At 67.9% G+C, this 26864-nt stretch carries 29 protein-coding genes and 1 pseudogene; 6 read left to right on the forward strand and 24 right to left on the reverse strand.

What is annotated here, in order from left to right:
- Positions 1-76 precede the first annotated feature (76 nt).
- From CP973_RS39215 to CP973_RS39255, 10 genes and pseudogenes are all read right to left on the reverse strand, one after another.
- Positions 77-931 (reverse strand): urease accessory protein UreD, encoded by an 855-nt coding sequence (locus tag CP973_RS39215; RefSeq protein WP_150249787.1) that lies wholly within the window; start codon positions 929-931, stop codon positions 77-79.
- Positions 928-1623, reverse strand: a complete 696-nt coding sequence (gene ureG, locus CP973_RS39220) for an urease accessory protein UreG (protein WP_150249790.1) — start codon at positions 1621-1623, stop codon at positions 928-930. Before ureG ends, CP973_RS39215 begins: the two co-directional genes overlap by 4 nt.
- A 25-nt stretch (positions 1624-1648) precedes the next feature.
- Positions 1649-2323, reverse strand: coding sequence for an urease accessory protein UreF (locus CP973_RS39225; protein ID WP_150249793.1), 675 nt, complete (start codon positions 2321-2323; stop codon positions 1649-1651).
- 119 nt (positions 2324-2442) lie between these two features.
- Positions 2443-4518, reverse strand: coding sequence for an urease subunit alpha (locus CP973_RS39230; RefSeq protein ID WP_150249795.1), 2076 nt, complete (start codon positions 4516-4518; stop codon positions 2443-2445).
- A complete protein-coding gene (locus tag CP973_RS40550) occupies positions 4515-5036 on the reverse strand; it encodes an urease subunit beta (RefSeq protein WP_244410326.1) in 522 nt (173 codons plus the stop codon). The genes CP973_RS39230 and CP973_RS40550 overlap by 4 nt, the downstream gene beginning before the upstream one ends.
- Before the next feature lie 45 nt (positions 5037-5081).
- Positions 5082-5378: pseudogene (locus CP973_RS41285) on the reverse strand (urease subunit gamma); the annotation flags it as partial.
- Between the two features lie 898 nt (positions 5379-6276).
- Positions 6277-6801 (reverse strand): hypothetical protein, encoded by a 525-nt coding sequence (locus tag CP973_RS39240; protein WP_150249797.1) that lies wholly within the window; start codon positions 6799-6801, stop codon positions 6277-6279.
- Between the two features lie 4 nt (positions 6802-6805).
- Entirely contained in the window at positions 6806-8248 is a 1443-nt protein-coding gene (locus CP973_RS39245) for a ParB N-terminal domain-containing protein (RefSeq protein WP_150249798.1), read from the reverse strand.
- Positions 8245-8907, reverse strand: a complete 663-nt coding sequence (locus CP973_RS39250; RefSeq protein ID WP_208853385.1) for a ParB/RepB/Spo0J family partition protein — start codon at positions 8905-8907, stop codon at positions 8245-8247. The genes CP973_RS39245 and CP973_RS39250 overlap by 4 nt, the downstream gene beginning before the upstream one ends.
- A gap of 91 nt (positions 8908-8998) precedes the next feature.
- Positions 8999-10396: a helix-turn-helix domain-containing protein gene (locus CP973_RS39255; protein WP_150249800.1), complete on the reverse strand. Its 1398-nt coding sequence runs from the start codon at positions 10394-10396 to the stop codon at positions 8999-9001.
- 202 nt (positions 10397-10598) lie between these two features.
- Between CP973_RS39255 and CP973_RS39260 the strand changes: the two genes are divergently transcribed.
- Genes CP973_RS39260 through CP973_RS39275 form a run of 4 tightly spaced genes read left to right on the forward strand, consistent with a single transcriptional unit; the run spans position 10599 to position 14723 of the window.
- Positions 10599-11330, forward strand: a complete 732-nt coding sequence (locus tag CP973_RS39260) for an LbetaH domain-containing protein (RefSeq protein WP_167538602.1) — start codon at positions 10599-10601, stop codon at positions 11328-11330.
- A gap of 5 nt (positions 11331-11335) precedes the next feature.
- Complete coding sequence (locus CP973_RS39265; protein WP_150249803.1) at positions 11336-12640, forward strand: UDP-N-acetylglucosamine 1-carboxyvinyltransferase; 1305 nt, start codon at positions 11336-11338, stop codon at positions 12638-12640.
- Complete coding sequence (locus CP973_RS39270; RefSeq protein ID WP_150249805.1) at positions 12640-13671, forward strand: serine hydrolase domain-containing protein; 1032 nt, start codon at positions 12640-12642, stop codon at positions 13669-13671. The genes CP973_RS39265 and CP973_RS39270 overlap by 1 nt, the downstream gene beginning before the upstream one ends.
- A 17-nt stretch (positions 13672-13688) precedes the next feature.
- On the forward strand, positions 13689-14723 hold the full coding sequence (locus CP973_RS39275) for a UDP-N-acetylmuramate dehydrogenase (protein ID WP_150249808.1): 1035 nt from the start codon (positions 13689-13691) through the stop codon (positions 14721-14723).
- 804 nt (positions 14724-15527) lie between these two features.
- Here CP973_RS39275 and CP973_RS39285 read toward each other — a convergent pair.
- The 11 genes from CP973_RS39285 to CP973_RS39335 form a co-directional block, all read right to left on the reverse strand.
- A complete protein-coding gene (locus CP973_RS39285) occupies positions 15528-15881 on the reverse strand; it encodes a BP74-related protein (RefSeq protein ID WP_150249816.1) in 354 nt (117 codons plus the stop codon).
- 433 nt (positions 15882-16314) lie between these two features.
- Positions 16315-16584, reverse strand: a complete 270-nt coding sequence (locus CP973_RS39290; RefSeq protein WP_150249819.1) for a hypothetical protein — start codon at positions 16582-16584, stop codon at positions 16315-16317.
- Positions 16584-16781, reverse strand: a complete 198-nt coding sequence (locus CP973_RS39295) for a hypothetical protein (RefSeq protein WP_150249822.1) — start codon at positions 16779-16781, stop codon at positions 16584-16586. The genes CP973_RS39290 and CP973_RS39295 overlap by 1 nt, the downstream gene beginning before the upstream one ends.
- Positions 16782-16909: 128 nt before the next feature.
- Positions 16910-17251, reverse strand: a complete 342-nt coding sequence (locus CP973_RS39300) for a VRR-NUC domain-containing protein (RefSeq protein WP_150249825.1) — start codon at positions 17249-17251, stop codon at positions 16910-16912.
- Positions 17248-17505: a hypothetical protein gene (locus tag CP973_RS39305; protein WP_150249828.1), complete on the reverse strand. Its 258-nt coding sequence runs from the start codon at positions 17503-17505 to the stop codon at positions 17248-17250. Before CP973_RS39305 ends, CP973_RS39300 begins: the two co-directional genes overlap by 4 nt.
- A gap of 212 nt (positions 17506-17717) precedes the next feature.
- Positions 17718-17918: a hypothetical protein gene (locus CP973_RS39310; RefSeq protein WP_150249833.1), complete on the reverse strand. Its 201-nt coding sequence runs from the start codon at positions 17916-17918 to the stop codon at positions 17718-17720.
- The gene (locus CP973_RS39315) at positions 17915-18190 is read right to left on the reverse strand and encodes a hypothetical protein (protein ID WP_150249836.1); all 276 of its coding nucleotides are present in this window, start codon (positions 18188-18190) and stop codon (positions 17915-17917) included. The genes CP973_RS39310 and CP973_RS39315 overlap by 4 nt, the downstream gene beginning before the upstream one ends.
- A gap of 36 nt (positions 18191-18226) precedes the next feature.
- Complete coding sequence (locus CP973_RS39320) at positions 18227-18469, reverse strand: hypothetical protein (RefSeq protein WP_150249838.1); 243 nt, start codon at positions 18467-18469, stop codon at positions 18227-18229.
- Between the two features lie 146 nt (positions 18470-18615).
- Complete coding sequence (locus tag CP973_RS39325; RefSeq protein ID WP_150249841.1) at positions 18616-18849, reverse strand: hypothetical protein; 234 nt, start codon at positions 18847-18849, stop codon at positions 18616-18618.
- 66 nt (positions 18850-18915) lie between these two features.
- The gene (locus CP973_RS39330; protein WP_150249844.1) at positions 18916-19893 is read right to left on the reverse strand and encodes a ParB/RepB/Spo0J family partition protein; all 978 of its coding nucleotides are present in this window, start codon (positions 19891-19893) and stop codon (positions 18916-18918) included.
- A gap of 646 nt (positions 19894-20539) precedes the next feature.
- Complete coding sequence (locus CP973_RS39335; protein WP_150249847.1) at positions 20540-21244, reverse strand: beta-ketoacyl-ACP reductase; 705 nt, start codon at positions 21242-21244, stop codon at positions 20540-20542.
- Between the two features lie 344 nt (positions 21245-21588).
- On the opposite strand from CP973_RS39335, the gene CP973_RS39340 reads away from it, so the two are divergent.
- Positions 21589-22389 (forward strand): MmyB family transcriptional regulator, encoded by an 801-nt coding sequence (locus CP973_RS39340; protein WP_280119056.1) that lies wholly within the window; start codon positions 21589-21591, stop codon positions 22387-22389.
- On the opposite strand, the gene CP973_RS39345 is transcribed toward CP973_RS39340, so the two are convergent.
- The 3 genes from CP973_RS39345 to CP973_RS39355 all read right to left on the reverse strand — a co-directional run bounded on the left by CP973_RS39345 (position 22371) and on the right by CP973_RS39355 (position 24800).
- Positions 22371-23255 (reverse strand): MBL fold metallo-hydrolase, encoded by an 885-nt coding sequence (locus tag CP973_RS39345; RefSeq protein ID WP_150249854.1) that lies wholly within the window; start codon positions 23253-23255, stop codon positions 22371-22373. The two genes, CP973_RS39340 and CP973_RS39345, sit on opposite strands and share 19 nt — an antisense overlap.
- Before the next feature lie 123 nt (positions 23256-23378).
- Positions 23379-24317 (reverse strand): recombinase zinc beta ribbon domain-containing protein, encoded by a 939-nt coding sequence (locus CP973_RS39350; protein ID WP_150249857.1) that lies wholly within the window; start codon positions 24315-24317, stop codon positions 23379-23381.
- 291 nt (positions 24318-24608) lie between these two features.
- Entirely contained in the window at positions 24609-24800 is a 192-nt protein-coding gene (locus CP973_RS39355; RefSeq protein ID WP_150249860.1) for a DNA-binding protein, read from the reverse strand.
- A 174-nt stretch (positions 24801-24974) separates the two neighbouring features.
- Here CP973_RS39355 and CP973_RS39360 point away from each other — a divergent pair, with 174 nt between their 5' ends.
- On the forward strand, positions 24975-26603 hold the full coding sequence (locus CP973_RS39360; RefSeq protein WP_167538604.1) for a tyrosine-type recombinase/integrase: 1629 nt from the start codon (positions 24975-24977) through the stop codon (positions 26601-26603).
- Positions 26604-26864 lie beyond the last annotated feature (261 nt).

A 26864-nucleotide genomic window follows, 5' to 3' on the forward strand; every position in this document is an offset into this window, starting at 1 on the left:
AGCCGCCACTTGGCGCGGGTCCATGACGGCTGTCGATTTGCGCGACCGGTCCGGTGATGCGCCGGGCTGTTTCCCGCTACGGCCCGAGGGCGTGGGCGAGTGCTTCGTCGAGCAGCTGCCGTAGGGCGGAGGAGGTCGGTGCGAGGGCGGTGGCGAGCAGTGCCGGGCCGCCGGCCAGGGGCGTGAGGACGGCGCAGCCGTCTTTGGTCCCGTCGCGGAGCAGGACGGGGCCGCGGGGGACGTTCATCTCCGGGCCCACGACGAGGATCTGGCCGATGGCGCGGTGTCCGCCGAGGACCGCGGGGCTGTCCCATCCGGGTTCGGGGTTCCCGTAGGCGGTGTGCTGGTCGAGCAGCGTCCGTCCGTCGTACCGGACCCGGAGGCGGCTGACGAGGTGGCCCGGCTCCTCGTCGGCCCTGCCCAGAAGCTGCTCCTCGCGCAGCAGCAGGCGTGCGGTGGCGGCGAGGCTGACCGTGCAGGTCTGGTGCAGGTTGCTGCCGGCGGCGCTGATCAGCGGCTGGGGCAGCCAGCGCAAGGTGGCGCCTTCTCCGGCGGTCAACCGCACGTCGTAGGTGGCCGGGGCGGTGGTGGGGCCGCGCAGGGCGAGGGTGGCGGTGGCCGTGGTGACGTCCAGTTCGGCCCGGTCCTGGGCGGCGATGTCGAGCGTGAGCCGGTCGCCGCCGAGCGGGGCACTCATCGCACCGATGATGCCTACCCTGGCGGCTTTGCCGCTGTTGCGCAGGCGGCGTAGGTGGAACGGGCCGTCGCTGCGCAGTTGCGGGAGCGTGGTGACGCGTCCGTTGTAGGTGGCGCGGATGCGGGCGGTGGCACACACGCCGTGCGGGTGTCCGGGGGGTTCCTCGGCGTCGGCCGCCTGGGGGCCCGTTTCGCACCGGGCCTTGGGCCGGGTGGGGCGGGTGCCGGTGCTCATGCGGCAGTCTGCGTGCGCCAGCGGGTGAGGTGGCCGGTGACCCAGTCGGCGACCTCGCGGATGCCGCCGTCCGCGGTGAGGCTGGTGAAAATGACGGGCAGGTCGCCGCGTTGCCGTTGGGCGTCGGCGGCCATGGTGGCGAGGTCGGCGCCGACGTGCGGGGCGAGGTCGGTTTTGTTGACGATCAGGAGGTCGGCGGTGGTGATGCCGGGGCCGCCCTTGCGGGGGATGTCGTCGCCGCTGGCGACGTCGATGACGAAGATCTGCACGTCTACCAGGCCCTTAGAGAAGGTGGCGGTGAGGTTGTCTCCGCCGGATTCGACGAGCACGAGGTCGAGGGGATGGAAGGTTTCCTCCAGGTGTTCGACGGCTTCGAGGTTGGCGGAGATGTCGTCGCGGATGGCGGTGTGCGGGCAGGCGCCGGTCTCCACCGCGGTGATCCGCTCGGGCGGCAGTACGGCCTCGCGCCGCAGGTACTCGGCGTCCTCGCGGGTGTAGATGTCGTTGGTGACGACGGCGATGGACCAGCGGTAGCGCAGGGCGCGGCAGAGCGCGGCGACGCCGGCGGTCTTGCCGGAGCCGACGGGCCCGCCCAGCCCGACATGCAGGGCGCGGCGGCTGCCGTCGGGGCGGAGCGGCTCGGCGCTGTGGGTGTGGCGCTGCGGCATGGTCTCGGAGTGGTCGATGTGCACGGAGAACTCCAGGAGGGGGAGGGTTTCAGGAGGCGAAGAGCCGGACGGTCCAGGCAGCGTGCTGTTCACCCGTGATGTCCAGCAGCGGTGAGGAGGCCGACGGCAGAGCGTCGATGCCCTCGGCCGTGACGCGGTCCGCGGCCTGGGCGGCAGCGGTGGCGACGGCGTCGGTATCACGGCCGAGGCGGGCCAGCAGCCGGGTGGCGTCGAGCGGGTCGAGGCTCAGCAGGCGCACCGCCGCGGTGGCCGGGCCGCCGGTGCTCTCGTACGCGGCGGCGTAGGCGGCGTCCAGGGGGGTGAGCCCGGCGGCCCGGGCGGCGAGGCCCAGCACGATCGGCTGATGGGCGCCCCGGGGGCGTTGGGCGGCCAGCGTTTCCAGGTCTGCGGACGGGAAGGTGGCACGGACGGCGCGCATCATCTGCCGGCCGAGCCTGCGGGCGACGGTGCGCAGCGCGGGGACGGGGGTGCGGGCGTCTGCGGCGTCGTCGAGCAGCAGCGGGTCGACTCCGGCGGTGGCCGCGGCGGCCAGGCCGGCCGTGGTCAGGCCGGTGGTGTGCAGCCGGCCGCGGCAGAAAGCCTCCAGGCTGTCGGTGTCGTGGACGGCTCCGTGGACGACGGCGGCTTCCACGCCGCCGGAGTGGGCGTGCCCTCCGGCGGGGAAGCGGCCGTCGGCCAGCAGGAGCAGGGCTGCACGGCTCATGGGTGAGCGGCTGCCTTTCGCAAGGGTGGACGGTTTGCCGAGTGCGGGCGGGCATGGCCTGCCCGTCCGGGTGCCCGGCCGCGTGACGGGGGTTATCGGCGGCCGGGCAGGTGGCGGCTTCAGAAGAGGAAGTACCGCTGTGCGAGGGGGACTTCGGTGACGTAGGAGCGCGGCACGGTCGCCCCGTTGAGTTCGGTATGGGTGTCGCTCGTGGTCGCCCCGCCGATGGTGACCTCGAAGCTGTTGTGGTCGACTTCCAGGCTCTTGGGCACGGTGTCGTTCAGCTTCATGTGAGCCTTGGTGACGTGCCGGGTGCTGGTGATGTCCGTGAACCTCTTGTCGAGGCCCAGGCCCCCCACCCGTACCTGCACATCGGTCCCGCTGCTGTCCTTCACGGTGACGACACGGATGTTCAGTGTGTCGGCCACGCCCGGCGCCACGAAATTGTAGGAGTTGTTCCGAGAAGAGCGGCCGGTGGAGCCCCAGACCGGGCGCGGCAGATAGGGCTGCGGCGTGGTGATCGACGCGTTGGCGTCACCGACCTGCCCGTAGGCGAGCTGGCCGCCTTTGAGGAGCAGGTGCGGTTTGACGCCGAAGAACTTCGGTTCCCACAGCACCAGGTCGGCGAGCTTGCCGGTCTCCACCGAACCGACGTAGGTGTCGATGCCGTGCGTGATCGCCGGGTTGATCGTGTACTTGGCCACGTACCGGCGCGCGCGGAAGTTGTCGTCGGGCTGCCGCTGCTGGTCGTTGAAGGAGTGGTCCGTGTCGTCGGTGACCGTGCGGACCTTCGCGGCTTCGAGGTCCTCCTTCAGTGGCCCGTAGCGGCCCTTCATGACGTGCGCGGTCTGCCAGGTACGCATGATCATCTCGCCGATGCGGCCCATGGCCTGGGCGTCGGAGGACATCATCGAGATGGCGCCCATGTCATGGAGGAGGTCCTCCGCGGCCATGGTGGACGGCCGGATCCGGGAGTCGGCGAAGGCCCTGTCCGCCGGGATCTCCGGGTTGAGGTGATGGCACACGATCATCATGTCGACGTGCTCCTTGACGGTGTTGACCGTCAGGGGACGGGTCGGGTTGGTCGAGGCCGGCAGCACGTTCGCATCCTTGACCAGCTCGATCATGTCCGGCGCGTGACCGCCGCCGGCACCTTCGACATGGAAGACGTGGACCGAGCGGGCCTTCTTCTCCGTGAACCTCCCCTCCGCGTCCCTGGCGTCGCCGGTGAAAGCTGCCCGGGTGCTCTCCAGGAACCCCGACTCGTTCAGTGAGTCGGCGTGCAGGGCGAGCTGGATTCCGCGCTCTTCACAGATGTCCAGGGCCCGGTCGATCACCGCGGGGGTGGCGCCCCAGTCCTCGTGGACCTTGAAGCCGCAGACGCCGGCGTCCACCTGTGCGTTGAGCTCGCGCTTGTTCATCGTGCTGCCCTTGCCGAGCAGGCCGATGTTGACCGGGAACGCATCCAGCGCCTCGAAGAGCCGCCGGATGTGCCAGGCGCCCGGGGTCACGGTGGTGGCCGTACTGCCTTCGGCCGGCCCGGTGCCGCCGCCGATCAAGGTGGTCACCCCCGAGGCCAGCGCCTCGTGGATCTCCCCGGGGCAGATGAAGTGGACATGGGTGTCCACACCGCCCGCGGTAAGAATCCGCCCGTTGCCGGAGATGACCTCGGTACTCGGCCCGACCACGAAACTCACCGGCGTCACCGGAACCGCATCGCCGATGGCCGTACGGTCCGGCCTTTCGAACCGGTGGCTCGGGATCGGATCCATCGTCTCGGGGTTGTACGCCTTGCCGATGGCCGCGATCCTGCCGTCGCGGACGCCGATGTCGGCCTTGACCACGCCCCACCAGTCCAGGATCAGCGCGCCGGTGATGACGGTGTCCACGGGCCTGTGGCCGGTGTCCCTGCCTCTGCTGTCCTTCCCGTCCCTGGCGAGGTGCGACATCCCCATCGACTCGCGGATCACCTTGCCGCCGCCGAAGACCATCTCATTGCCGCTGTAGGACGGGCCGCCGCTCCAGTCGGCCTCGATCTGCAGCGTGAGGTCGGTGTCGGCGAGCCGCACCCTATCCCGCGTGGTCGGCCCGTACAGCGTGGTGTACTCCGCCCGCGTCAGTTCATTGCTCGGCTTCGGCTCGCCCTTGTGACCCTTCGGCGTCCGACCGCGGCCTTGCGCCTCCGGACTGCTCATCGGACGATCCCTTCGCGAAGCCCCTGGATCTTGGTGAGGTCGCTGGTGTCGCTGTCGTCGGCCGTGACGTCCCCTTCAATCTGCACCAGTTCCACACAGCACTCGTCGCCCGGTTCGAAACGTACGGACGTGCCTGCGGCGATGTTGAGCCGTCGGCCCCTGGCCGCATCGCAGTTCCATAGGCTGCGGTCCCGGGGAGCGGCTTGACCGGCGGGAACCTCGACGCCGACGACCTTCAGCCCCGGGTTGACCTCGGCGAAGTGGTAGTGGGATCCGACCTGGATGGGACGGTCCGACTCGTTCTTCACCTTGATCTTCGTCCTGCCCGGCCCCGGCAAGGTGGTGGCGTCCGTCTGTAGGCTGACGCCCTGTGTGTCCCCGTCGAGGTGCACGTTGAAGTGGATCGCGTCGTACCGGCGGGCAGCCTCGTCGTCCTCCTCGCCGCCCGCGGACGAGGTGCCGGTGTCGTCGCAGTCGACCGGACAGCTTGGCTTGCGGGGCGGCTGGGGGTGCTCCACCTTGCCCGGGTGGACCCCCGGCTCCTCTTCTGCTGCGGCCTCCGGGATGGGGTCGTGGATGGTGACCAGTTTGGTGCCGTCCGGGAAGGTGGCCTCCACTTGAACGTTCTTGATCATCTCTGGGACGCCGTCCATCACCTCGTCCCGGGCGAGCAGATGCCGGCCCGAGTCCATGATGTCGCTGACCGTCTTGCCGGCGCGCGCGGCCTCGAAGACGTGCACCGTCAACAGCGCCATCACCTCGGGGTAGTTGAGGAGCAGCCCACCGTCGCGGCGCCGCTGCGCCACGTCGGCAGCCACATGGATCAGCAGCCGCTCCTGCTCATGCGGAGTCAAATGCACAGTGCATCCTCCCCTTTGACCGGACAGTGTGCGCGGCCGGGCATGCCGAAGGGCGCGGAAGACGTTCCCCGGATGACTCCAGACGCTCTCTGATCCTCACTCGGAGAAGTCGACGACCTGGCTGGAACTCTGAGCATGTACTCGATCAGGTGAATCCGGTTCGCTGCTGCTATATCGCTCGCTGCTGTCTGGTCCACGAGCCATGCGGCCAGGCACGGACTGTTCGGCTTGTGTTGGGCATTCCCGCGCACCGCGCCATACCCCTCAGCGTGCCACCCGTCTTGACGATTAACCGAAACGAAACGATCCGCTACTCGCGCTCACGACTGTAGGGGAAGTCGAGGCGATCCTGTCGTTTCTCCACATGATCGCGGACGCCTACCTGCAGACCAGTCGACGAGGTGGCGGCGCGCATACGCCAACCCTCCAAGCGCATCGGGAGGGCTCAACCAGCCGACGGGGCAGGGCTGCGCGAAGGGCGGTTGACGCATCAGCTCCAACGGCAACCGCGAAGTCCGCCATCCTTCCGTCAGCGCCACTGCGGCGGAATACTGGCCATTTGCATCAGAAAGCCCCAGGCTCGGGCTTGTGCTTCAGGGCAGACCGCGGGGCTCCCTGGCCCGCCCGCTATTCGCAACGGCCCGCGCGCCTTCCAAAATGTAGTCGTTGAGGCTGGCATGAGCGCCGCAGGCAGAGCAAATTGCATGGCTGAGAAGTCCGTAAGTTCAGCGGGGTACTCCGTCGTCGTAGCCGTAGACACGACAGCTACTTTCAAAGTGGTCGTGCTGTTTCGTCATCGGGTAGGAGGTTACTCGTAAGCAGCGGACTTTTGTGAGCGTTTGCGCGCAGTGACGACAAGTGCCGTCTCCGAGGCTGCCCCGGAGACGGCATCGCATAATTAGCTCAGGGGCAACTGCTGTGGCTCACCTGTCGCTTCCTTGCGCTGCGGGGGTGGAGCGTCCGGCACGTCGCGGTGTGTGCGGAGCCACCAGGCGAACTGCCAGTTCCGGCAGGTGCGGTACCGGTACGACGACCGGCGGGGCGCCTCCTGCGGAATGCTGTGCTCTCCCCATCCGGTGACAGGCACCGCATTGGCGAGCCGTACGCGCAGGCCGCCCACGAGGGCGTCGCCCTCCCACGTTGCGCCCGGCGAATACTCAAAAGCCAAGTGGGCGTTGCGGGCCCAGTCCCACGGGATGGGCAGAGCACACAGGTACCAGGCGGCAGGGGGATTTTCTGCAGGCAGGTGCAAGGTCTGGGTGCGCCGTTTCGGGTTGACGTTGTGGCGGTCGCACTCTGCGAACACCTTCAAACAGTGTTGGGTCAGGTCGAGTTGGCGCACGCCGGCCAGCCACATGATGCGGTAGCTGGCGCGGCTCTCTATCTCTATGCGAACCCTTTTCGGGGTCGCCAATGATTTCATTCCTCTACCCCTCCAAAATGGCATTCCTATTCTTGATCAATTCTATCAGAATTCCCACAATTCCCTCATGTTTGTTGTGTCGGAATTCGTTGGGGTAGGGCATGTTGAATTCGTTATCGAGGGCTTCCTTGTAGTCCTCGATCGGGAAGGGGCGGGGCTTGCGGCACACCGCCTTGAGCGTGGCCCGGGTTGTGTCGCTCAGCTCCACTTCCTCGAAGTAGCGCGACAGCAGCCCCCGCAGCGACTCGGGCGTGTGATACCGGATGCGTTGCCACTTCCCCCGCGTGAAGCGCATGTCCACGTTGTGCGCATCAAGGAAGCTCAGCCGGGTCGAGTCGCGGCTGATGGAGTGTTCGGAATTCTCGTAGGCCAGCTCCCGGTCCAGGTTGCGCGTGCCGATGCACACCTGCCCGTCCGCCGCGCACAGCGCGTTGACCGCCAGCAGCACCCAGTGCTGGTACTCCAGGGACGTCGTCGCGTTGATCACCGAGTCCAGCACCACGACCTCGAAGAGGCCGTTCGCACGCAGGTCGCGTTCCAGGCCGCGGATCTGCCCGACGATGCTGCGAATGTCCAGCGCGTACTTGCCCTTCAGGGTGCGGTACGGCTCGTAGTCCTGCACCCGGTAACCACTCGAACGCAGGTGACGGGCATAGTCGCCATGGCCGGCACCGAAGTCCACCACCCGGTGCGAGGTCGTCAGCCACGGCAGCACCAGCCGCTCCCACACCTCCGACTTGTAGCGCACCTGGTCCTTCTTCGCCTTCGAGGAGTGCTCGCGAAGCCGGTTGGGCTGAACGATGTGCTGGTTCCACACCGGCGCCTGCTCCTCCAAGCCGGACCAGTCGTACACGCCATACTCACCAGTGAGGTCTTCGACGAGCTGCCCAGCGTCGAACGAGGCCACCGTCCACGCCAGCACGTCGAAGCGTTGCGTCTTGGCGACCGCCGCGTACTCCGCGTTCAGCACGACGCGGCCCTGGTCATCAATGACGACCGACCCCCACGGCCCATGCGCCGCCGTCATGAACGCGATGGCCTGCTGGAACGGCAGGTTCTTCGACTCCTCCACCTCGATGGTCTGCCACGGAATCCAGCACCACTCGCCAATCGGCCCCGGCTCCGCGTAGACCACCGACGACTCGGTCTCGACCCTGTTGTGAAGGAGGTTGAACTTGATCTCGTCCTGCAGCCTGACTTTCTGCGGCAGGATCATTGCCGGTGTCGTCGCCTGCCCGATCGCCTTGAGGCCCTTGGTCCTCTGGTGGCCAGCGACCAACGTCCCGTCCGCATTCAAGATCACTGGCTTGACCACACCGTGGCGACGCAGCGAACCCTGGAGACGCGTGAACGACTCCTCGGACAGGTGCCGCGGGTTGTAGTCAGCCGGGCGGAGCTTCTCCAGCGGATACGCCGGGTCGAAGCGCACGTCGAGACGGTTGCTCACGCCACGTCCCCCTCACGGGCCTGGTGCTCCTCGTTGAGAACATGCCATCCGAAGCCCATGTCCGAGTCGTGCGCGTCGACGAACTGCCGGTACAGCGCGTCCAGCAGTTCAACCTCGGCTTGCGTGATCCGCACTCGCGTCGAGGACCACTGAAGGTAACCCCACTGCAGGTAGTCCACCGTGGCCGCAGCGCCCGTCCCGGCTCCGTCGGTCGGCAGCTCGATCGGCGCCGGCAGGGCGGTGTCATCGAGGAGCTGGTCCAGCTGCGCCTGGTCGTACCCGGTGCCCTGGAGGTCAGGCAGGTCGGTGAGGATGTCGGCGAGCAGCGCCGTGTCGTACCCGGCCAGGTCGTTGGTGCGGTTGTCGACGATGGCGATCTTCGCTGCCGCGTCGTCGTCCACGTCGAGCCAGGTAACCGCGATCTCGTCCCAGCCGAGCCGCTTGGCCGCCTTCAGTGTGTGGTTGCCCGCCAGAACCTCATTCGGCCGCCCGGTAAGCGAGCCCTTGTTGACGACGATCGGCCGGTACTGGCCGTTCGTGGACAGCGACTCGGCGATCGCATCGAGATCACCGGTGCGCGGATTGCGGTGGTAGGCGGCGAGCTGATCGACAGGTACGGCCAGGTCCGCGAGCGAGGCCGGGATACGAGAGGTGGACACGGAACTCCAGCCCCACGCCCGTATTCGAGCCTAAACGACCAAAGACGGGGCCAAGCACCGATTGCTGGACGGCGTCCCAGCTTCTTGTCGGTCAGGCCAGAACCCCGGCGCGTGCGGCAAGACCACGTAGTTCCGGCGTGGTGCGCCCGGAGACCAGCAGCCCAGAGATCAGCGACTTCACCGCGGGGCGCGCGTGGGTCTCTTCCGGCGCTTGCTGTTCGGCGGCCAGCAGCGCGCGGACGCATTCGTCGCGGCGGCCGCGTTGAGCGAGGGCGGTGGCAACGTCTGTGTGGTAGCGCGAGCGCCGCTCGTCGCTGGGCAGGGCCCTGGGCGAGAGGGCGCGGGCCGCGGCGAGCGCCGCTGCCGGGTCGCCGGCGGAATTTTCTGCGGAGATCAGGTGAAGCTGGACGGTGACGGGGCTGAAGCCACCGCCGTGGTCGCGGAGCAAAGTGGGTCCTCCGAGATCGTCGGCGATGGACGCGGCCTCGGCGGTCAGATCGCGCATGCCGTCGCGGTCGCCGTTGCGGGCGGCGGTGTAGGCCGCGGACTGAATGAGCAGGCCGCGCTGAGCAGCGCCCCGCCGTCCGGCGGCGCGCAGGGCGGGGTCGTCGGCGGCGGCCAGGGCGAGGGAGAGCGCCTGATCGTGCCAGTGGGCTTTGCGTGCCAGGACGGCAAGGTTTCGGGCGGCTTCTGCTACCGCGAGTGGGTCATTGGCGGTGGTGGCGAGCTGGCGGGCGCGGTCGGCGGCCATCCAGCCGAGCTGCTGTTCGTCGAGTTTGATGAGCATGCGGGTGGCCAGGGTGTAGCTGTGGGCGAGCAGCAGGTGATGCTCGGGGTTTTCGCTGCTGGTGGTCAGCGCGTGCCCGGCCTGGATGAGCCGGGGCAGCCGGATGGCGAGGCTGGCGTACTGACAGGTGTGGAAGTCGGCCAAGGCGCGGGACAGGTCCCGGTCCAGGGTTTCGGGCCGCACGTCGGGGAGCCGTTGGCCCAGACCGAGCATCGCATCCCGTAGCCGGCTGACGAGGATGTCCCCCAAGGCTGCCTCGTCGGTGGGGGCCGTATCGCCGCTCAGGAGCGGGGCGCCTGCGGCTGCGGCGGCCGTGACCGCCAGGTTCGCCAGCAACTGCCGTCGCCGCACTGCTGCTTCACCATCCTCCTGCCGGGGGCTGCCCACTGTATGGGCGGGAAGGCGGGGGTACGCCGAGATCGGTGCGACTACCTGGCCGTGTCGTACCTCGGCCACAGGCGCGGGAGCGGCGAGACCGAAGGACTTCAAAGGGATGCCCAGGGTGTGGGCGAAGCACCGCAGCACGGCCACATCAGTCATGGGGGAGATGCCGCGCTCATAGCGGGAGACCTGGGCCGTGGAGTACCCGGTGAGCCGCCCGAGGTGCGCGAGGGTCCATCCCTTCTCCTTGCGCGTTCGCCGTACCAACTCCCCGGGTGAGGGTGAGCAGGCTGTAGAGGCAGGATCTGAGGTACTGGTCATCACACACCCCGTCCGCTTCGAGAGCCGAAGCCGCGCTGTCGCCGTAGAGATACCCAGCCGGTGTGGCCAGACCCTTTTGCATCGGATGCAAAAGCGTTTGCATCCCCCGGCAGCACCCCTGCCGACACCTTCCCCCGTGCGGTGACGTGGACGTGCGGCGGCCGGCAACCGGCAGGCCGCCCCTCAAACCCTGGAGGAATTGGTGCAGCCCTTCTCCGCCACAGCGCCCGCGAGGCCGGCCGCCGACGCCCGCCTCGCCCCGTCGTACTTCACCGACACCGACGCTCTGCCCCCGGGCCTTGCTGGTCTGCTGGCCCAGTGCCGCACCGTCTTCGACATCAAGGCCGCCCTGGCCACTCTCCTCGACGCCCCCGACCCCGCGCACCCCTTGGCCCGCGGAGGCGGGCACATCGAAGACGGCGCCTTGGTCCACGGGCCGGTCACCGTGCAGCCGGGTGCGCGCATCGAGGCAGGCGCCCAGGTCATTGGCCCCGTGGTGGTGGGGGCCGGGGCCATCGTCGCCGCCGGGGCTCTCGTGCGTGACCACAGCGTCATCGGCCCCGGCTGCCGGATCGGGTTCGGCGCAGAGATCACCCGCAGCCTGCTGATCGGGCACGTGTTCATGAAGCACCCCAGCTTCATCGGCGACTCGGTGGTCGGACGGCGCGTCAACATCGGATCGTTCTGCTCCACCACCGCCCTGCGGTGCGACCGCGGACCGGTCGCCGAACCGGCCCTGGACGAGATCACGGTCACCCTCGACGGGCAGCGGATCGGCACCGGGCAGACGAAGTTCGGCGCCGTCATCGGCGATGAGGTGGCCCTGCCCGCCGGAACCGTGCTGGCTCCGGGCACGCTCATCGGCCCCGGTACGGTCCTTTACCCGCGCGATCACATCGGCGGCTTCCTGCCCGCCGGCTCCCGGATCCGGTGAGCGCGATGACCCTGACCCCGCTCTGCGCCGCACACGACACCGCCGTCCTGCGCGTGAGTGGCGGCCACCGGCTGACCGGCCGGATCCCCGTCCAGGGCAGCAAGAACATAGCCCTGCACCTGTACGCCGCGGCGCTGCTGGCCGACACCCCCGTTCGCCTGACCGCCGCGCCGGACATCATCGACACCCAGGTATGCGCCCAGATCCTTTCCCGCACGGGAGCCGCCGCCACCGCCGACAACGGCCGGTTCACCGTGACCCCGGCCACGACGGTTCGCCCGGTCATCGACGCCGACCTGGGCCACCGTGTGCGCACCACCGCCGTCCTGGCCGCCGCCGTCCTGGCCCGCGCCGGGCAGGTCGTCTTCCCCTACCCGGGCGGTGACGCCTTTTGCCCACGTCTGATCGACCGGCACCTGGCCGCCATGCAGGCCGCCGGCGCCCGCGTCACCGCCGACACCACCGGCATCCATGCCCGCGCCCCGCAGGGGCTGCGCCCGTTCACCGTGGATGTGGCCACACCGTACGGGCCCAGTCTGGGCGCCACGGTGACTGCCCTGCTGCTCGCCGCCCGCACACCGGGCACCAGCCGCATCACCCACCCGTCCGTTGAACCCGAAGTCACCGAGACCGCCCGCTTCCTCGCCGAGCGCGGCGCCACCGTGCACGCCGACCAGGACGGCCTGCACGTCACCGGCAGCGACTGGATCGCCGGAGGGACGTTCGCGGTAGCCGGTGACCGCATCGAAGCAGCCACCATGATCATGATGGCTGCCGTCACCGGCGGCAGCATCACCCTCGATGGCATCAGCACCGCAGACCTCCCCCGCGGGCTCACCGACGTCTTCACTGCCGCCAGCCTTAAGGTCGCCGACGGCGCGGACGGCGCCCTGCGCGCGCACCACCACGGCCTGCGCGCCGTGCAGATCGCCACCGGACCGCACCCCGGCGTGCCGACCGACACCGCACCCCAACTCGCCGCCCTGCTCACCCAGGCACGGGGCACCTCGCTGATCACCGAGCGGGTGTATCCCCGCCGCGACACGCACTGTGCGGGACTGCGCGCCCTCGGCGCCGACCTCACCTCCCGCGGCCCGGCCCTTCGCGTCCGCGGGCCCGTGCGCCTGCGAGCGGCGCAGGTCGCTGCCGGGGACATCCGTGCGGTGACCGCGCTGCTGATCGCCGCCCTCGCCGCCGACGGCACCTCTACGATCCGGGGAACTTTCCATCTCCGGCGCGGCTACGGACACCTGCTGGCCAACCTCGCCACGCTGGGGGCCGACATCACCCTGACTACGGAGGCGCCCTGATGCCCGTACCGTTTCCCGCCGCCGACACCGCCCGCCTGCACGAGACCCTGACCGCCGTCATCGACGACGGCGCCAGCCCCGGCGGCGTCGTCATCTGCGGCACCACCGACGGCCAGCAGCGCATCCTGACGGCCGGCACCGTCGCCCCCGAATGCGGCGATGCACCCCCCACCGCCGAGACGGTCTACGACATCGCCTCCCTGACCAAGGTCGTCGCCACCTGGCCCCTGACCGGCCGCGCCCTCGATGCCGGGCTCCTGGGCCTGGACGGGCCAGTGTGCACCGCCCTGCCGCCGACGACCGGCGAAGCCCCCAGCGGCACCCCGACCATCCGGCAGCTGCTCACCCACACCTCCGGCCTGCGGGCCTCCACCCGCCTGGACCACTACCGCAACACCAACACCCAGCTGCACGAGCTGCTGATGCGCGAACCACTGGAGACCGACCCCGGACCGCACCGCTACATCAACCGCGGCTACATCCTGCTCGGCCTGGCCCTGACCCACCTCCACCAGACGCCCCTGGACATGCTCGGCCGTGAATTGTGGACCGGCCTGGGCATGCACCGCACCTGCTACGGCCCCGTCACCCGGTCCCAGAACGTCGCCCCGACCGAACAGCGCCTGCCCGGCGCCCCCCGGATCTGGGGCGCCGCCCACGACGACAACGCCGCCCTGATGGGCGGTATCGCCGGCCACGCAGGCGTCTTCTCCACCCCCGGCGACCTCGCCACCTACGCCCACGCCCTGATCACCGCCTACCAGGACGGCGGTGCACTGGGCGGCTGGCTGCGAGCCAGCCTGGTCCCACACGCCCCGATCGAGCCGGGCCTCGACCGCGGCCTGTCCTGGGTCCTGGCCGACGGCGGCCGCACCGCCTACCACCACGGCTTCACCGGAACCAGCCTCTACCTGGCCCCTGACACCGGCCGCTACCTGGTCATCTGCACCAACGCCGTCTACCACGGCGCCGCCCGCACCCGCATCGCACCCTTGCGATCCCTCGCCCTCAAGACCATCTCCGCCATCTGACCTCCGGGAGGGCCCCGATGAGTGAGCTGCTGGCCGACCACACCACCTTGCGCCTGGGCGGCCCCGCCAACCGGCTGCTCACCCACACCGACCCCGCCCACTGGATTGACCTTGCACGCGGCCTCCACACTCCGCCGTTCATCCTCGGCGGCGGCAGCAACACCCTCGCCGACGACGCCGGACACCCCGGCACCGCGGTGCGCATGGCGACCCGCGGCATCACCTTCCGCCGGCACGGGAACAACGTCGTGGAAGTCACCGTGCAGGCAGGAGAACCGCTGGCCGATCTCGTCGCGCACTGCGTCCACGAGGGCCTGTCCGGCATCGAGTACCTTGGCGGCATCCCCGGCACCACAGGCGCCGCCCCGGTGCAAAACACCGGCGCCTACGGCCAGCAGATATCCGACACCCTCGCCCACCTCACCGTCTACGACTGGCAGCAGCGCACGATCACCGAACTCCAACCCGAGCAGTGCGCATTCGGCTACCGCACCAGCACCTTCAAAACCCGGCCCGGCCGCTGGACCATCCTCCAGCTCACGCTGCACCTGACCCGCGCCCAGCACGCAGCACCAGTCACCAACCCCCACCTCGCCGACGCCCTCGGCACCCGCCCGCCCCTGGGGGAAGCCGCCGCAAGCGTTCTCGCCGACCGCTGCCGACGCGGCCTGAGCCTGCCCGACACCGGACTGGACGCACGACAGGCGGGCTCGGTCTTCCTCAACCCGCCCCTCACCCACGCCCAGGCCCATCTCGTCCGGACGGCCGGCGGACCGGTCTACCGCGACGACTTCGGCACCCTTCGCACCAGCGCCGGTTGGCTGCTCCAGCTGACCGGCCACCATCCCGGCAAACGGATCACCCCCGGCGTACGCTGCTCAACCCGCCGTACCTTGACCCTGACCGCCCACCAAGGGGCGACCTCAGCCGCGTTCACCGCAGCGTTGCAAACGCTGGCTCGCCAGGTCCGGGAAGCCACCACCATCCACCTGCACCCTGAACCCGTCCGGCCCCCTGCTACGTGCACCGTGAACGGCGCGCCCACACGATGAGGTTATGGCCGTACCACCTGTCATCGTGCATCCGCCGTCGCCGACTGGCGGCCGATGCGTCACCGTACGCGGCGAGACCGCCGGGGTCGCGTACGACAGGCGAGACGTGCAGGAGTTCTTGCGGCGCGCAGGAATAGCGGAAGACGCCGACGCCATACCGCTGGACGACCCGCGGCTGGTGGAGTGGAGGGGTGACGGGTCGGAAGAGTGGGGTGGTACTGAGGGCTGAGAAGAACAAAACCGTTCGTTTTGATGCCAACTGAGGCTGATGAGTGGATTCGTGCGTTGGTGGGTCAGGAAGGGGGGCTCCGGGCTATTGGTTCCAAGAGGTGCGATTCGGGCGACGGAGTTTCTGGTCACCTGTGGTGACATGGGCGTCGGTGAGGACGCTCGGGGCTAGGCGGGCTGATGCTCCGGACGGTCGAGCAATGGTCCCTTCCCCGCCGGCCCGCCAGCGCCGGTGCGGATCCGGGCCTGGCCCCGCGGGGCCAGGCCCCCGCCGCGAAGTAGCCACTTCATAACGACGGCGACAATTCCTCACGGGGCCGTTGCGGCCAAGGCGAGAAGGGTGACCGTCAGGCCGGGGGCGCTCAGAGCGCGCGCCGTCTCGGCTATGAGGCCGAACGATCACCCGCACACGAAGCCACACGTGTGCCTCAGCACCGCGGAGCGCCAACTCCAGGTGCGATGCCGCGGACGGCCACTGTGTCGTCCGGGAAAGAGCCGAGGGGAAGTGCGGCTTGTCGCGGTATTCATGGTGCGATGGCCGTGTCGGTGCCGGCCCCGGCTCACCGGTGTCCGCGGCTACGGCGTGGGGACAGGGATCTCGCGGATGACCCTCGAATCCCACGGGCACCAGTCGCAGCCCGGGAGGAAGGCTCCGCACGCCTCAGGCAGGTGGTCCTCGACTTCCTGCATGTTGGCGTCGCAGACTTCGATCGCGTAGTCGAAGAAGTGGATGGTGTCCGGGTCGAGGTGGAAGCTCCACCGCGGGTTGTAGGGCGCCTGCCGCTTGATGATCCTGCCCATGACGTGCACGCGCTCGCGCTCTTCGCCCGACACGATCTTCCGGGCGTGAGCGATCCGTTCATCATCATTGAGTTCGAAAATGAACTCCTGGTCCGGCCGCTGCTGGAATGCGAAGTACGCCGTCGCCATGTTCCCTCCTCAGCTCATCCCGTCCGTATGCGCTGTACAGGGCTATCAGCCTGGATGCCTCGCTTGAGGCTACCGGCCCGCCCGGCCGATGGGATATCACTCGATCGGGTTGCCGGGAAGCGGCCAGACCGTTCGGCACCGCGATGCGGCACGCCGCCTTTCATCCGGTGCGAGGCCAGGACCGCGGACGCATCAGGATCAACCTCAGCGACTCCTGTACCGCAGCTACTCATACCCGCACCAGCCCCCACGCTCGAAAGGTTCATTCACAGCTCTTCGGAGTGCGAGGTTCGTTACCACCTTCGGGTAGGAGCCGCCCGACACCTGGCAATGCGGGCCGTCCGGGTAAGACGAAACCCCGCGGACGGGGGATACCGCGGGGTCTCGCTATCGAACCTAGAACCCATACGGGTGTATGGCGCAACAGTCGTGTTCAGCCGCCGGAGAGTGTGCCGATGTAGCGGGCCCAGACCTCGGCCTCTCCGTCTTCGGTGCCGTGCGCCTTGGCCTCAAAGGCTCCTGCGGGCCGGAAGGCGGCGAGCTTGCCCGTACGCACCCGGTGCGCCTGGTTGGAGGCCCGGTTCATGGTGTCGTGGGTGTCGATGTGGGCCCAGTCGCCGGGACGGCCTCGCAGGGCTTGCGCGGTCTCGTGGGTCTCCTGGCTGCGGTGGGGGATGGGCGGGGTGTCGAACCGTACGTGCATCAGGATTTGCGTTCCCCTGGGTGGTCGGTAGGTGTGGTGACGGTCTCGGCGAGGTGCCGGATGCGGTCGGCTACGCGCCATTGGCCGTCCGCTAGGTGCTCGCACAGCTCGTTGGCGAGCTTGGCGATCTCAGCCAGAGCTGCGTCGAGGTCGGGCGGGGCCTGCTGGTCGGGGGTGGTGCAGGTGGTGTCAGCCATGGAGCGTGCCTTGGTGGGTCAGCGGTTGTTGCAGCGGCAGGTGTTGGTGATCAGGTTGAAGTAGCTGTCACAACTGTTGCACCAGGGGCCGGGTGCCGCAGTGGTGTCCGTGGTGGGGTCGGTGGCTGTCACTGTGTGTTCCTTGTCCATGATTCGGGTAGTTGGGCTCGGGGCCCGGAGGGGGCGAGGGTGGCGACGATGAGACTGAGATCCCTGGGGCGCCACAGCGCGGTTTCAAGACCGCTGGCTGCGAGGTGGGTGAGCCATTCGCGCTGGGCTGGCCGGATGCGGCCGGTGTCCGTCTTGAGTTCGACGAACAGCGTCCGCCGTGTCTGGGGATGTCCGTAGACCTCGTCGGGCCATCCCGCGTCGGAGCGGCGGCTGTTGTGGGTGTGGTACGCCAGCGTCCAGCCGCGTGCGGCGGCGAGCTGGCGGACGTGCCGGCGGAACTGTTCTTCGGTGACGCTCACGCCGCTTTCGTCCCTCGCTGGGCGATGGCCGCTTCGAGGTCGGCTCGGTGCCGGGCTGCGTCCGGGTCCGGCGTCGGGCTGTGCAGCGGACGGTTCGCTGCTGGCGGCGCGGGGCGGCGGTGGCGTTCCTTGAGGAGTTCGGGCAGGGGCGCCCGGTGGTGTTCTTGGAGGATCTCGCTCATGGGGCGGCCGTATCGCTCGGCGATCAGCGCCTCGTACAGCTCTGAGTCGTAGGTGGTGGTTTCGGCAGGCATCTGGTTCTCCGTGGCTGGGCCGGGGCCCGCTGTCGGAGGAGCGGGCCCCGGCCGGAGGGGTGGCCCGTATCGGACGGGCCTTCCGGGCGGGCTGGGCGCGGGGGGTCGCTGCCCGTCCGGAGGTCGGGTTGTTGTGCGGGCCGTGCCTCGGGCCTGACAACGATCACGAATCTAACATGGCCAAAGGCAGCGACCTATTTCCGGGTTCATTGTCAGTCGAGAATGGCCAGCTCGTCCGGGTGGTGGGGGGTGTCCACCGGCGCGCCGGGCCAGCGGACCATGACCAGCGTTTCGCCGGTGATGGGGTCCTCGGCGTGTCCGTTTACGCGCCCGAAAGGGCGCGGCTGGTCCGGATTCCAGCGGATGGGGGTTACGCCGGTACGTGGCTGGAAGTCAGCGCGTACGTCGTTCACTTGACGCTTCCTGTGAGGCGTGAGGTGATCAGGTCCAGGCCCCGCCCCCACGCGGCGGAGACGGGCTCGTTGAACGTGCAGTTGCCGTTCTGGCTCTCTTGGAGGCCGGCCCGCCAGTCTTCTGGGCCTCCCGGTCGGTTGCGGGTGAAGTGCTGGGTTGTGCCATCGGCCAGGGTGAAGCTCAGGTGCAGAGTGCCGCCGGGGCCGGTGGTGGCGCTGGTGCGCTGTCCGGTGGCGAGGGCGTGATGGGCGATTGCGTCGCCAGTGCGCATGATGCGTTCCTCTTATAAGTAGCGGCCTATTTCTCTTTAGTGGAGAGAGCTGTAGCCGTTGCAGGTCTCGCACGTGTCCCCGGTGGCGGGGTTGGTTCCGTCGGAGCAGTTGGGGCAGGGGTGCCACCATCCAGTGCCGCGGCACTGCTCGCACTCGCGGACTTCCTCGTAGGGGCCGCGGAGAAAGGTGACGACGGTGCGGCCTTCGCACTCGTCGCATTCGCTGGGCTCCACCCCAAGGGTGCTGTAGCAGTCGATCGTTGCGAGTGTGGCGAGCATGGGGTCCTTCGGGTGTCGGTCATCTCTTCATCTAGAGTAATTCTACTATGCTTGGTGGGGGTGTCCAGTGCGCCGTCCCGTCGGCCGGAACCGCCCGGCGGGCGCAGGGCGACCGCGACTGGGCCGCACGAAAGGGGGAGTCCCGCTCAGAAAAGAGGCTGCTGCCCCTGGGCGTCCTTCGGTTCACGGAGGCGCGTGCGGTCGGTGTGTACAGGAGGCGCAGCCTCTCCGAAAAGAGCGGGGGTGCCGGACGCGTCGGGGACGGCCGCGATACGCACCGGCCCGGTGGGTATGTCCAGTGTCCACGTGCTGGCAAGGCGGGCATCGAAGTCGGATTTGGTCATGGTCTGCCACTGTGGGCGCTCGGCGTGAGCGGACATTGGAAGCTCCTTCTGGTCGAGAGGGGGAGGGGGCGAGGCGGGGCTCGCGGCCCCGCCCTCTACACGTCAGGCCGCCACCGGCTGAGACTCTGCGCCTGCCACGGCTTCCGGGTTGACCTGGACCAGCTCCTTGGCCTCGGAGTGCGCCTTGGCCTGCTTGAGCTGGAAGCGTGCCTTCGTCAGGGACTCCGCTACGCGGTCCAGCTGCTCCAGGCGCGCGCCGACGCCGCCCTCCAGGGCCTGCGCGAGCTTCAGGGGATCGCTGGCGCCGATCTCGTCCAGCATCGCGCGGACCTGTTCGATCTTGTCGAGCGTCGTACGGGTCTTCTTCTGCGCCGCTGCGCGCTCAGTACGCTGCTCCTCCGTCAGCTCCTCTGTGATCATCAGTACGGCCTGCTCCTGCTGCTGGCGCATGGCGTAGGCAAAGTGGACGATCTCGTTGTCCGAGGCCAGTTCGCCGCGGCTGAACTTGGCGAGCACGGCAGCCTGGTTGGCGTGGCTCAGGGCTGCGATCTGCACTGCCGCCTGGGTGCCGATGGTCTTGGACTCCACGAGTTTGGCGACATCCTCACGCAAGTCCAGCAGGGCCAGGCGGAGCTTGACGTACGCCGTGGTCTTGCTGAAGTCGGCGGCGACGGACTCCGGGGTGGCGCCTTCCTCCTCGTCCAGGATGCGCTGGAAGGCTCGCGCCTCCTCCAGGGGGGTCATATCCTCGCGGTTCACGTTCTCGCTGACCGACCGCTTAAAGCGACGGAGTTCACTCTTCTCGCTGGTGATGGTGGCACGGATCTTGGTGCGCTTGAGTATCTGATGGGCGCGCCACCGGCGTTCGCCGGCGACGATCTCGTAACCGCCGCGCTCGTCGTCGGGCCGGACCTCGATGGCCTGCATGAGTCCGTATTCGTCGATGGAGGAGGCGAGTTCCTGAAGGGCTGCATCGTCGAAGTGCTCGCGGGGCTGGCGGGGGTTGCGGTGGACCTGGCTCATCTTCAGGACGCGCTGCACGGGTTTCTCCAAGAGGTAGGTGGTGAGTTCTTCCCTCAACCGTTAGCTAAATTCTACTATGTTTGAGGGGGGTGTCTACTCGCGGAGCCGCAGGCCAGATGTTGTCTGGCCTGCGCCGACATCGCACCAGTCCAGCCGCTTTGAGGAAAGCAAAGCGCCCGTGGGGCGCCGGTTTCTTCCGGCGCCCCACGGGCTTCCCTTCCACCGCACTACGGGACGCGAGCGCCTAACCCCCGTCTACGCGCTCACGCCACCGCCGCACCTCAACGGGCGCACCCGCTGCCAGGGCGGTAGAACACTCGCGGGCGATCGGGCACTGGCCGCACACCTCGGCCGGATCGCCTTCTCGCACCTGCTTGGACGAATCAACCTGGCTAGCTGTGACACACAGGGCCGCGCTCCAGCGGATCGGCATCGCCAACCTGCCCGTCTCGCCGTGCAGGTAGCTCAGGACACGAGCAGTCGCTGCAAGATCCCGCTCTTCACTGCCCGGTCGACCGCTCCGAGGCTGCTTCGACAGCGCCAAGATGCGCTGTTCATCAATCACTTCACTCCTCGCCAAGTCAGGCTGCTCGTCGCCTGCCCCTCCGTTCGACGCGCCCAACCCCCCGTCCGCGATCACCAAGCCCGAGCGCGGTGCCGGGTGACCGTAGGTGCTGCTCTGCTGATGTGGCCGAGCTGCCGCTCAGTGGCCCATGCCGGCGCCGCCGTCGACCGGGATGACGGCCCCGGTGACGTACGACGCCTCATCGCTGGCAAGGAAGCGCACCGCCGCGGCGATCTCCTCCGGCTGGGCGGCCCTGCCTGCGGGGATCTGCTTGACCATGCTGTCCTTGATCTCCTGCGGCAGTACCGCGGTCATGTCCGTCTCGGTCAGGCCCGGAGTGACCACGTTGGCCGTGATTCCCCGCGAGCCCAGCTCACGTGCGATGGAGCGAGAAAATCCGACCAGTCCGGCCTTGGCTGCCGCGTAGTTCGCCTGGCCCGCTTCACCGCGCAGGCCGACGGTCGAGCCGATGAAGATCATGCGGCCCTTGCGGGCGCGCAGCATGCCTCGCGTGGCGCGCTTGGCCAGCCGGTATGCGGCGGTGAGGTTGGTGCCGATGACATCGCCGAAGTCGTCCTCGGACATCCGCATCAGCAGGGTGTCGCGGGTGATGCCCGCGTTGGCCGCCAGCACCTCGACCGGGCCGTGCGCCTCTTCGATCTGCTGGAACGCCGCCTCGACCTGCTCTGGGTCGGTGATGTCGCACCGGACGCCCAACACGCCGGCGGGCGGCTCCCCCGACCGGTAGGTGACGGCGACTCTGTCGCCGTTGGCGACCATGGCCTCTGCGATCGCCAGCCCGATGCCTCGGTTACCACCGGTGATGAAGACGCTGCGGCTCATGGGTACCTCTCAGTTGCTGCTCTGGTGCTCGGCTCTGCCGTTTGCCGTGGCAGAGCGTCCGAGGGGCCGGTGTCCGGTGCTCGGGCGGCCTCCTGCGGTGCAGCAACCTTCGCATAAAAAGAACGATCGTTATTGATCGCTCCCGGCCACTCAGAGTGACCGATACGAAATGTAGCGGTGGTTGACGAGCCCCTCGAAGCGGCAGATCGCGAGCAATATCCCATTTTGGGCGGGTCGGGGATGAAAAGATGATCATGGAGGCACTTGCGAAGGAGCGTCAAGGGGGCGTTAAGGTCATCGGCGTCTTTCCGATACTTTTACCGTCAAGGAGGGGTAGCGCCCCAATGTCCAATAGGCACCGCGTAGGCGATTTTCTCCGAGAGTGGCGCGCCAAGATGGACCCCAACCTCGTCCCCGGCTTCACCGCCAAGTTCGGGCCCCGAAACAAGCCCGGCCTCACACAAGCCGAAATGGCAGTGCTCACTGGTGTGGCGGAGAGCTGGTACCGGCGCCTGGAAGCCGGTGGCGTCCCGAATCCGAAGACGGTTTGGCTGGAGCGCATCGTGCGCATCCTCGACCTCAATGAAGCCAAGCGATACACCCTGTTCGTGTACGCAAAGGGGCAAGAGCCGCCGCCCCTCTACCGCCCGGCCGCAGTCATCGACCCCTCGACAACCGCAGTAATTCAGGGACAGCCCTGGCCTGCTTACATATCTGACGCATCGTGGGACATGCTCAAGTACAACGACCTGTGCGTCCAGAATTGGCCCTGGGTCAAGTACGGCATCAACATCATGACCTGGTGCCTGACCTACCCCGAAGCCCGGCTGCAGCTGATCGACTGGGAAGAGTCCTGGGCCAAGCCCATGGCGTCCCAACTGCGCCTGGCGCACGAGTCCCAGCCGGAGAACCGCAGGCTCGCCGAAGTCGTAGCCGATATCAAAAAGCGCGACAAGGTCGCAGCCCGGCTCCTTACTGACGACCTCACGAGCGTCACGCACCCAGACGGCCACCGGCGTTGGATGTACCTACCGAACCGTGGTGAAGAAGAATTCGAGGTGATCTTCCGCTGCTACGCACCGCTCAGCGACCGTAGCCAGCGCATGATGTTCATCATGTCGCCCGACTACTCCCTCGCGAGCTGAGCCATTCCCTCAACGAGCCCCATCGTCGTGGAAGGGCCACCTTCTACGCCCGCTTCCTTATACGCGGCGGCAACAGCAGTAAAAAGCCGCTCAGGGTGCGCGAGACCGCCGGCGTGGGCCCCCTTGATCAGGCGGGCCGCGTCGGGCAACTCGACGCCGCTCAAAGCGTATGAAGTGGCGTCTTCGTGGACACGGGCGAGGCCGTCGCGAAAGGTGACCACGCCTGCCCGGCCGCTGATTTCTCCGTGACCCGGTACAAACGTTGTGGCGCCCGTACTCAGTAGCCGATCGCAAGCCGCGATGCACGCGCTGAGGGAATCGGACCACACAATCATGTGGGCGCCGATGAACAATGTATCGCCGGTGAAGACCACCTGATCACCGGGAACATGTACGGCCACGTCACCCTCACTGTGCGCGGGGCCGAGATCGATGAGTTCGACCGCCACCCCGCCAACCTCCAGATCCAGCGTGCCGGTGAACGTACGCGTCGCACCAGTCACGGTGATCCCGCTGAAGTCGAACCCGCCGATGTGCTCAGCGGCGTACGCGGTGACCGCAGACGTCGGAGCCGCCCGGCCGAGCAGCATCATCTGCTCCGGGCTGATCTCTTTGCACACATGCTCGGCCGACGCAGCCGACGTGATGATCTCGGCGTCCGGCAGGAGCTGGTTGCCCCACGTGTGGTCCCCGTTCTGGTGCGAATTCACCACAGTGGTGATCTCCGCTCTGGGCACGGCCGCCTCGACTGCGTTCAACAGCAGACGCGTGCCGGCCAACGTGAACTGAGTGTCCACCAGCAGAGCTTGCCCATCAGAGGCGACAAGCCCGCAGTTGCTGTAACCCCAGGCAGTGCTGTTGTGCATCCACGCCCACGTGGTGGACGACAGCGGAACGAGGGAAGGGGACGACAAAGCAGGCTCCAACTTGCAGGGCAGGGCAACAGACACAGCGGTGCGCCCCAGCCGGCGAGGCGCACGAAAAGAAGATCAGTCGGTGGGGGTACGCCAGTCGATAACGATCCGCTCGTGCGGATCGGCGTGCCGCCCACCCCCCGACGGCATGACACGCACCTTGGAAATCTCCAAGGCGATGAGAGCTCGCTGAGAGGCCCGCGGAGCGGTCTTCCACCACGCGACGAAATCGGTGACGCCGGAGATCGGCACGTCCGCGATCTGCTCCAGGAACCGAAGCCGTGCCCGAGCCTGCCGCAGATCCTCCTTGGTGGCCTTCTGAGCGGCCAGGAACGCCGAGCGCACCAACAGGCCACGCCCGTACATGCCGCCCAGTTCCTTGAACCGCTCCTCGGCCCCGTCGACATGCTCGCGCAGACGTCGTACTTCGGCCCTGACGTCCTCCTGGACTTCAAGCAGCCGCTCGTGGGTTCCCGGGCGCAGAACATCGGCGAGGACCTGCTCGGCTACGGCGTCCTCCAGGCGGCTGGCGTTCATGCGGACGCCACCACACGAAGCGCGGCCCTCCTTGGGGGGCGGGCACCGGTAGCCGGGGTCTGCATCACCGTTCACCCGTGCCCCTTGCATGGGGAAGGTGCACCGCCCGCACTCGGACAGGCCGCTGGTGAGCAGGTAGTCGAACGGTTCGCGAGGCGGTGTCTGCTCGCCGCGGCGCTTAGCGAACAGTGCGTTCAGCCTTTGGTGCTCGTCCGGTGTGAGTACCGTTTCCCCGAAGTCCTCGATGGGCTCGCCGTTCTTGTCGAGGCCCGCCATGAGCGGGTTGAGGATGGCCCGCACGAATGCCTCCGCAGTCCAGGGGTTCCCGCGCGCGTTGGTGTAGCCCTTGTCGGCGAGCTGGCGCACGACCGCGCCTGCGGGCTCGTTCAAGAGCAGTCGTGAAGCGCCCTCACGCAAGCCCTGGGCTTCCTGCTGGTGCAGCTCTCCAGGACGCACGTAACCCGATAGCCGTGCCATGAATCTCCATCCATCGGGAGTGCGACCGCCTTGCCCATAGCGGCCCCTTAGCTCCGTAATAGGCCAATGTACTCGGCTGTCATAGGAGGACTCTCCGTTCACTTGGCGCCGCTAGGTATTTACGCAGGTCAAGTGCAGTGATCGAACACGACATCGAAAAGTGGCCTCCCTCACGTCCAGCTAGTTGGTTGCCTGGGGCTATGAAGGGGTCGAGTGAACTGCCGCGTAGCGACCCACGGAAGACGGGGGTGCGGGCGGCTTCTCGGTAAACAGGCCGCAGCAAAAGATCGGCTAACGCAGTCCAAGCGCCTCCCAGACGGACGCCGTCGCCACCTTCGTCGTATCGCCCAGCGGAATCAGCTTCGCCGGGAACCGGCCCTCCTCGATCAGCCGGTACGCCTTGTCCGCCCCGATCTTGAAAGCGCGCGCCGCCGTCGCCACGCTGATCGCAAGCGGAAGCGCCAGAACCTCCTCCACGGACATGTCCCCACGCTCAGAGGGAGGCGCAACAGAACCAATCGCAGATGTGGTCATAGGTGGTCAAATCCTTCATCCCCGCGCCACCTGACCGGAAGCATACGAGACCCAAGGATGCGCAAGCTCCGCTACAGAAAGATCAGGACACGCAAGGAAACCCCAGCTCAAACAGGAGCCTGCGTGTTCGACGGAACCACCTACAAGCGATGCTCGTGCACGGAGCCGGTACTCGACGACGCCGGCCGACCGGTGCTCAGGCCCGACGGCAAACCCAAGCGCCGCGAGATCGGCTCGGCCTGCCCAGACCTGAAAAAGCGGGACCACGGCTCCTGGGCCTACTACCTCAACCTCCCCGACGGCCCGCGCGGCGAACGACGCCGGCCCCGCAAGAGCGGCTTCCGAACCCAGACCGACGCGAAGGAAGCGGCACAGAAGCTCTGGGACGAGGCCCAGGGCGGGGTCGACATCGACTCCAAGGAGACGGTCGCTCAGTACCTGCGCCGCTGGCTGCGCCAGCGCGTCGACCTCAAGCGCAGCACCCGCAAGGACTACGAGGACTACGTCGAGCGGATCTTCATACCCGCCCTCGGCCACCTCCCCCTGCGCCAACTGCGTAAGCGCCACATCCAGGAGATGTTCGAACAGATCTGGGCCCACAACGAAACCAAGGCAGCCAACCGGCTCGCAGCCCAGCAGGCCAAAGCCGAGTGCGACGATGCCTACCGAGCATGGAAGTCTGCGCCCAAGCCCCGCCCCCCACACCTGCGCCAGCGGTGGGACGAGGCCAAGGCGGCCCTTCGCGAGGCACGCCAGAAGCCACGCAGAGACACAGGCCCGGGCACACAGAAGAAGTTCAAAGACACCCTCTCTGCCGCACTCGACGCCGCTGTCGCCGAAAAGCTGATCACGGAGAACTTCACCAAAGGAGTCGTCCTCCCCAAGTACGAGCGTCCTGAAGCCCTCGTGTGGACGGACGAACGTGTCGCACGCTGGCGCGAGACAGGGGAGATCCCTGGCCCCGTTATGGTCTGGACCCCACAACAGACCGGGCAGTTCCTCGACGGTGCAACCGGACACCGCATGTACCCCATGTGGCATCTCGCGGTCTTCAGAGCAACACGACGCGGCGAAACCGTCGGTCTGCCCTGGACCGAAACGGACCTGGAAGCCGGAACAATCAAGGTCGTCGAGCAACTGGTCATGGGCCGTACCTACAGCGAGGTATGGGAAGACACCCCCAAGAGCCGCAGCGGACGCCGTACCGTCACCTTGGACGACGTGACCCGCGCACTGCTCCGAGCTGTGCGCGAAGCACAGAAGGCCGAGCGCGAAGCCTGGGAAGCAAAGCACCGGGCCGAACCCGAGAAGTACGGGCCCTACGTCAACTCAGGCCGCGTGTTCACCACTGAGGATGGAAGTCCCCACAACCCGGACAACGTCTCGCAAGCCTTCGACCGCCTGGTCAAAAGGCTCGGCCTCCCCCCGATCCGCCTTCACGACCTCCGCCACTGCGCCGCATCGCTGAGCCTCGCGGCCGGCTTGTCCATGAAGGCCATCCAAGCTCTCCTCGGCCACAGCAACTACTCCCTCACCGCCGACACCTACACCTCGCTCATGCCGCAGTTCGACCAGGCAGCGGCGAACGCGCCGGTCACCCTCGTACCGCGAGCTAACGCGACGGAGGAGACGACCGCCCCGAAGCTGACCCTCGTCGTCTCGGCCCCAGAACTAGAAGGAGCTGGGGCCGCGGATCACGACCAGGAGGAAGTCGGTGGCCACTCCGCCCCATGCCGAGTGATGTCAGCGTGAGGGTGTGGTTATGCGTGGCGAGCGCGAATGCGAAGCGTTGGACCAGCAAACGGCAGGGTAGGGCTGACCTGCGGGAACTTGGGTTCGCCCTCCGGCGCCAAGCCGCATTCCGGAGGAGGGGGTGTTCGGGGGCTGTCCGTGGACAGAACGTGGACAGAAGGCCGGGGACAGGCAGGGAAAGATGAGGGAATCCGACGAAGGACCTGCGGCAGAGCAGGCTCCGGAAAGACCTGCCAAGGAGCCCCTGAGCTGGCCAAACGC

Origin of the sequence: Streptomyces albofaciens JCM 4342, assembly GCF_008634025.1 — a bacterium.
Lineage (GTDB): Bacteria > Actinomycetota > Actinomycetes > Streptomycetales > Streptomycetaceae > Streptomyces > Streptomyces albofaciens.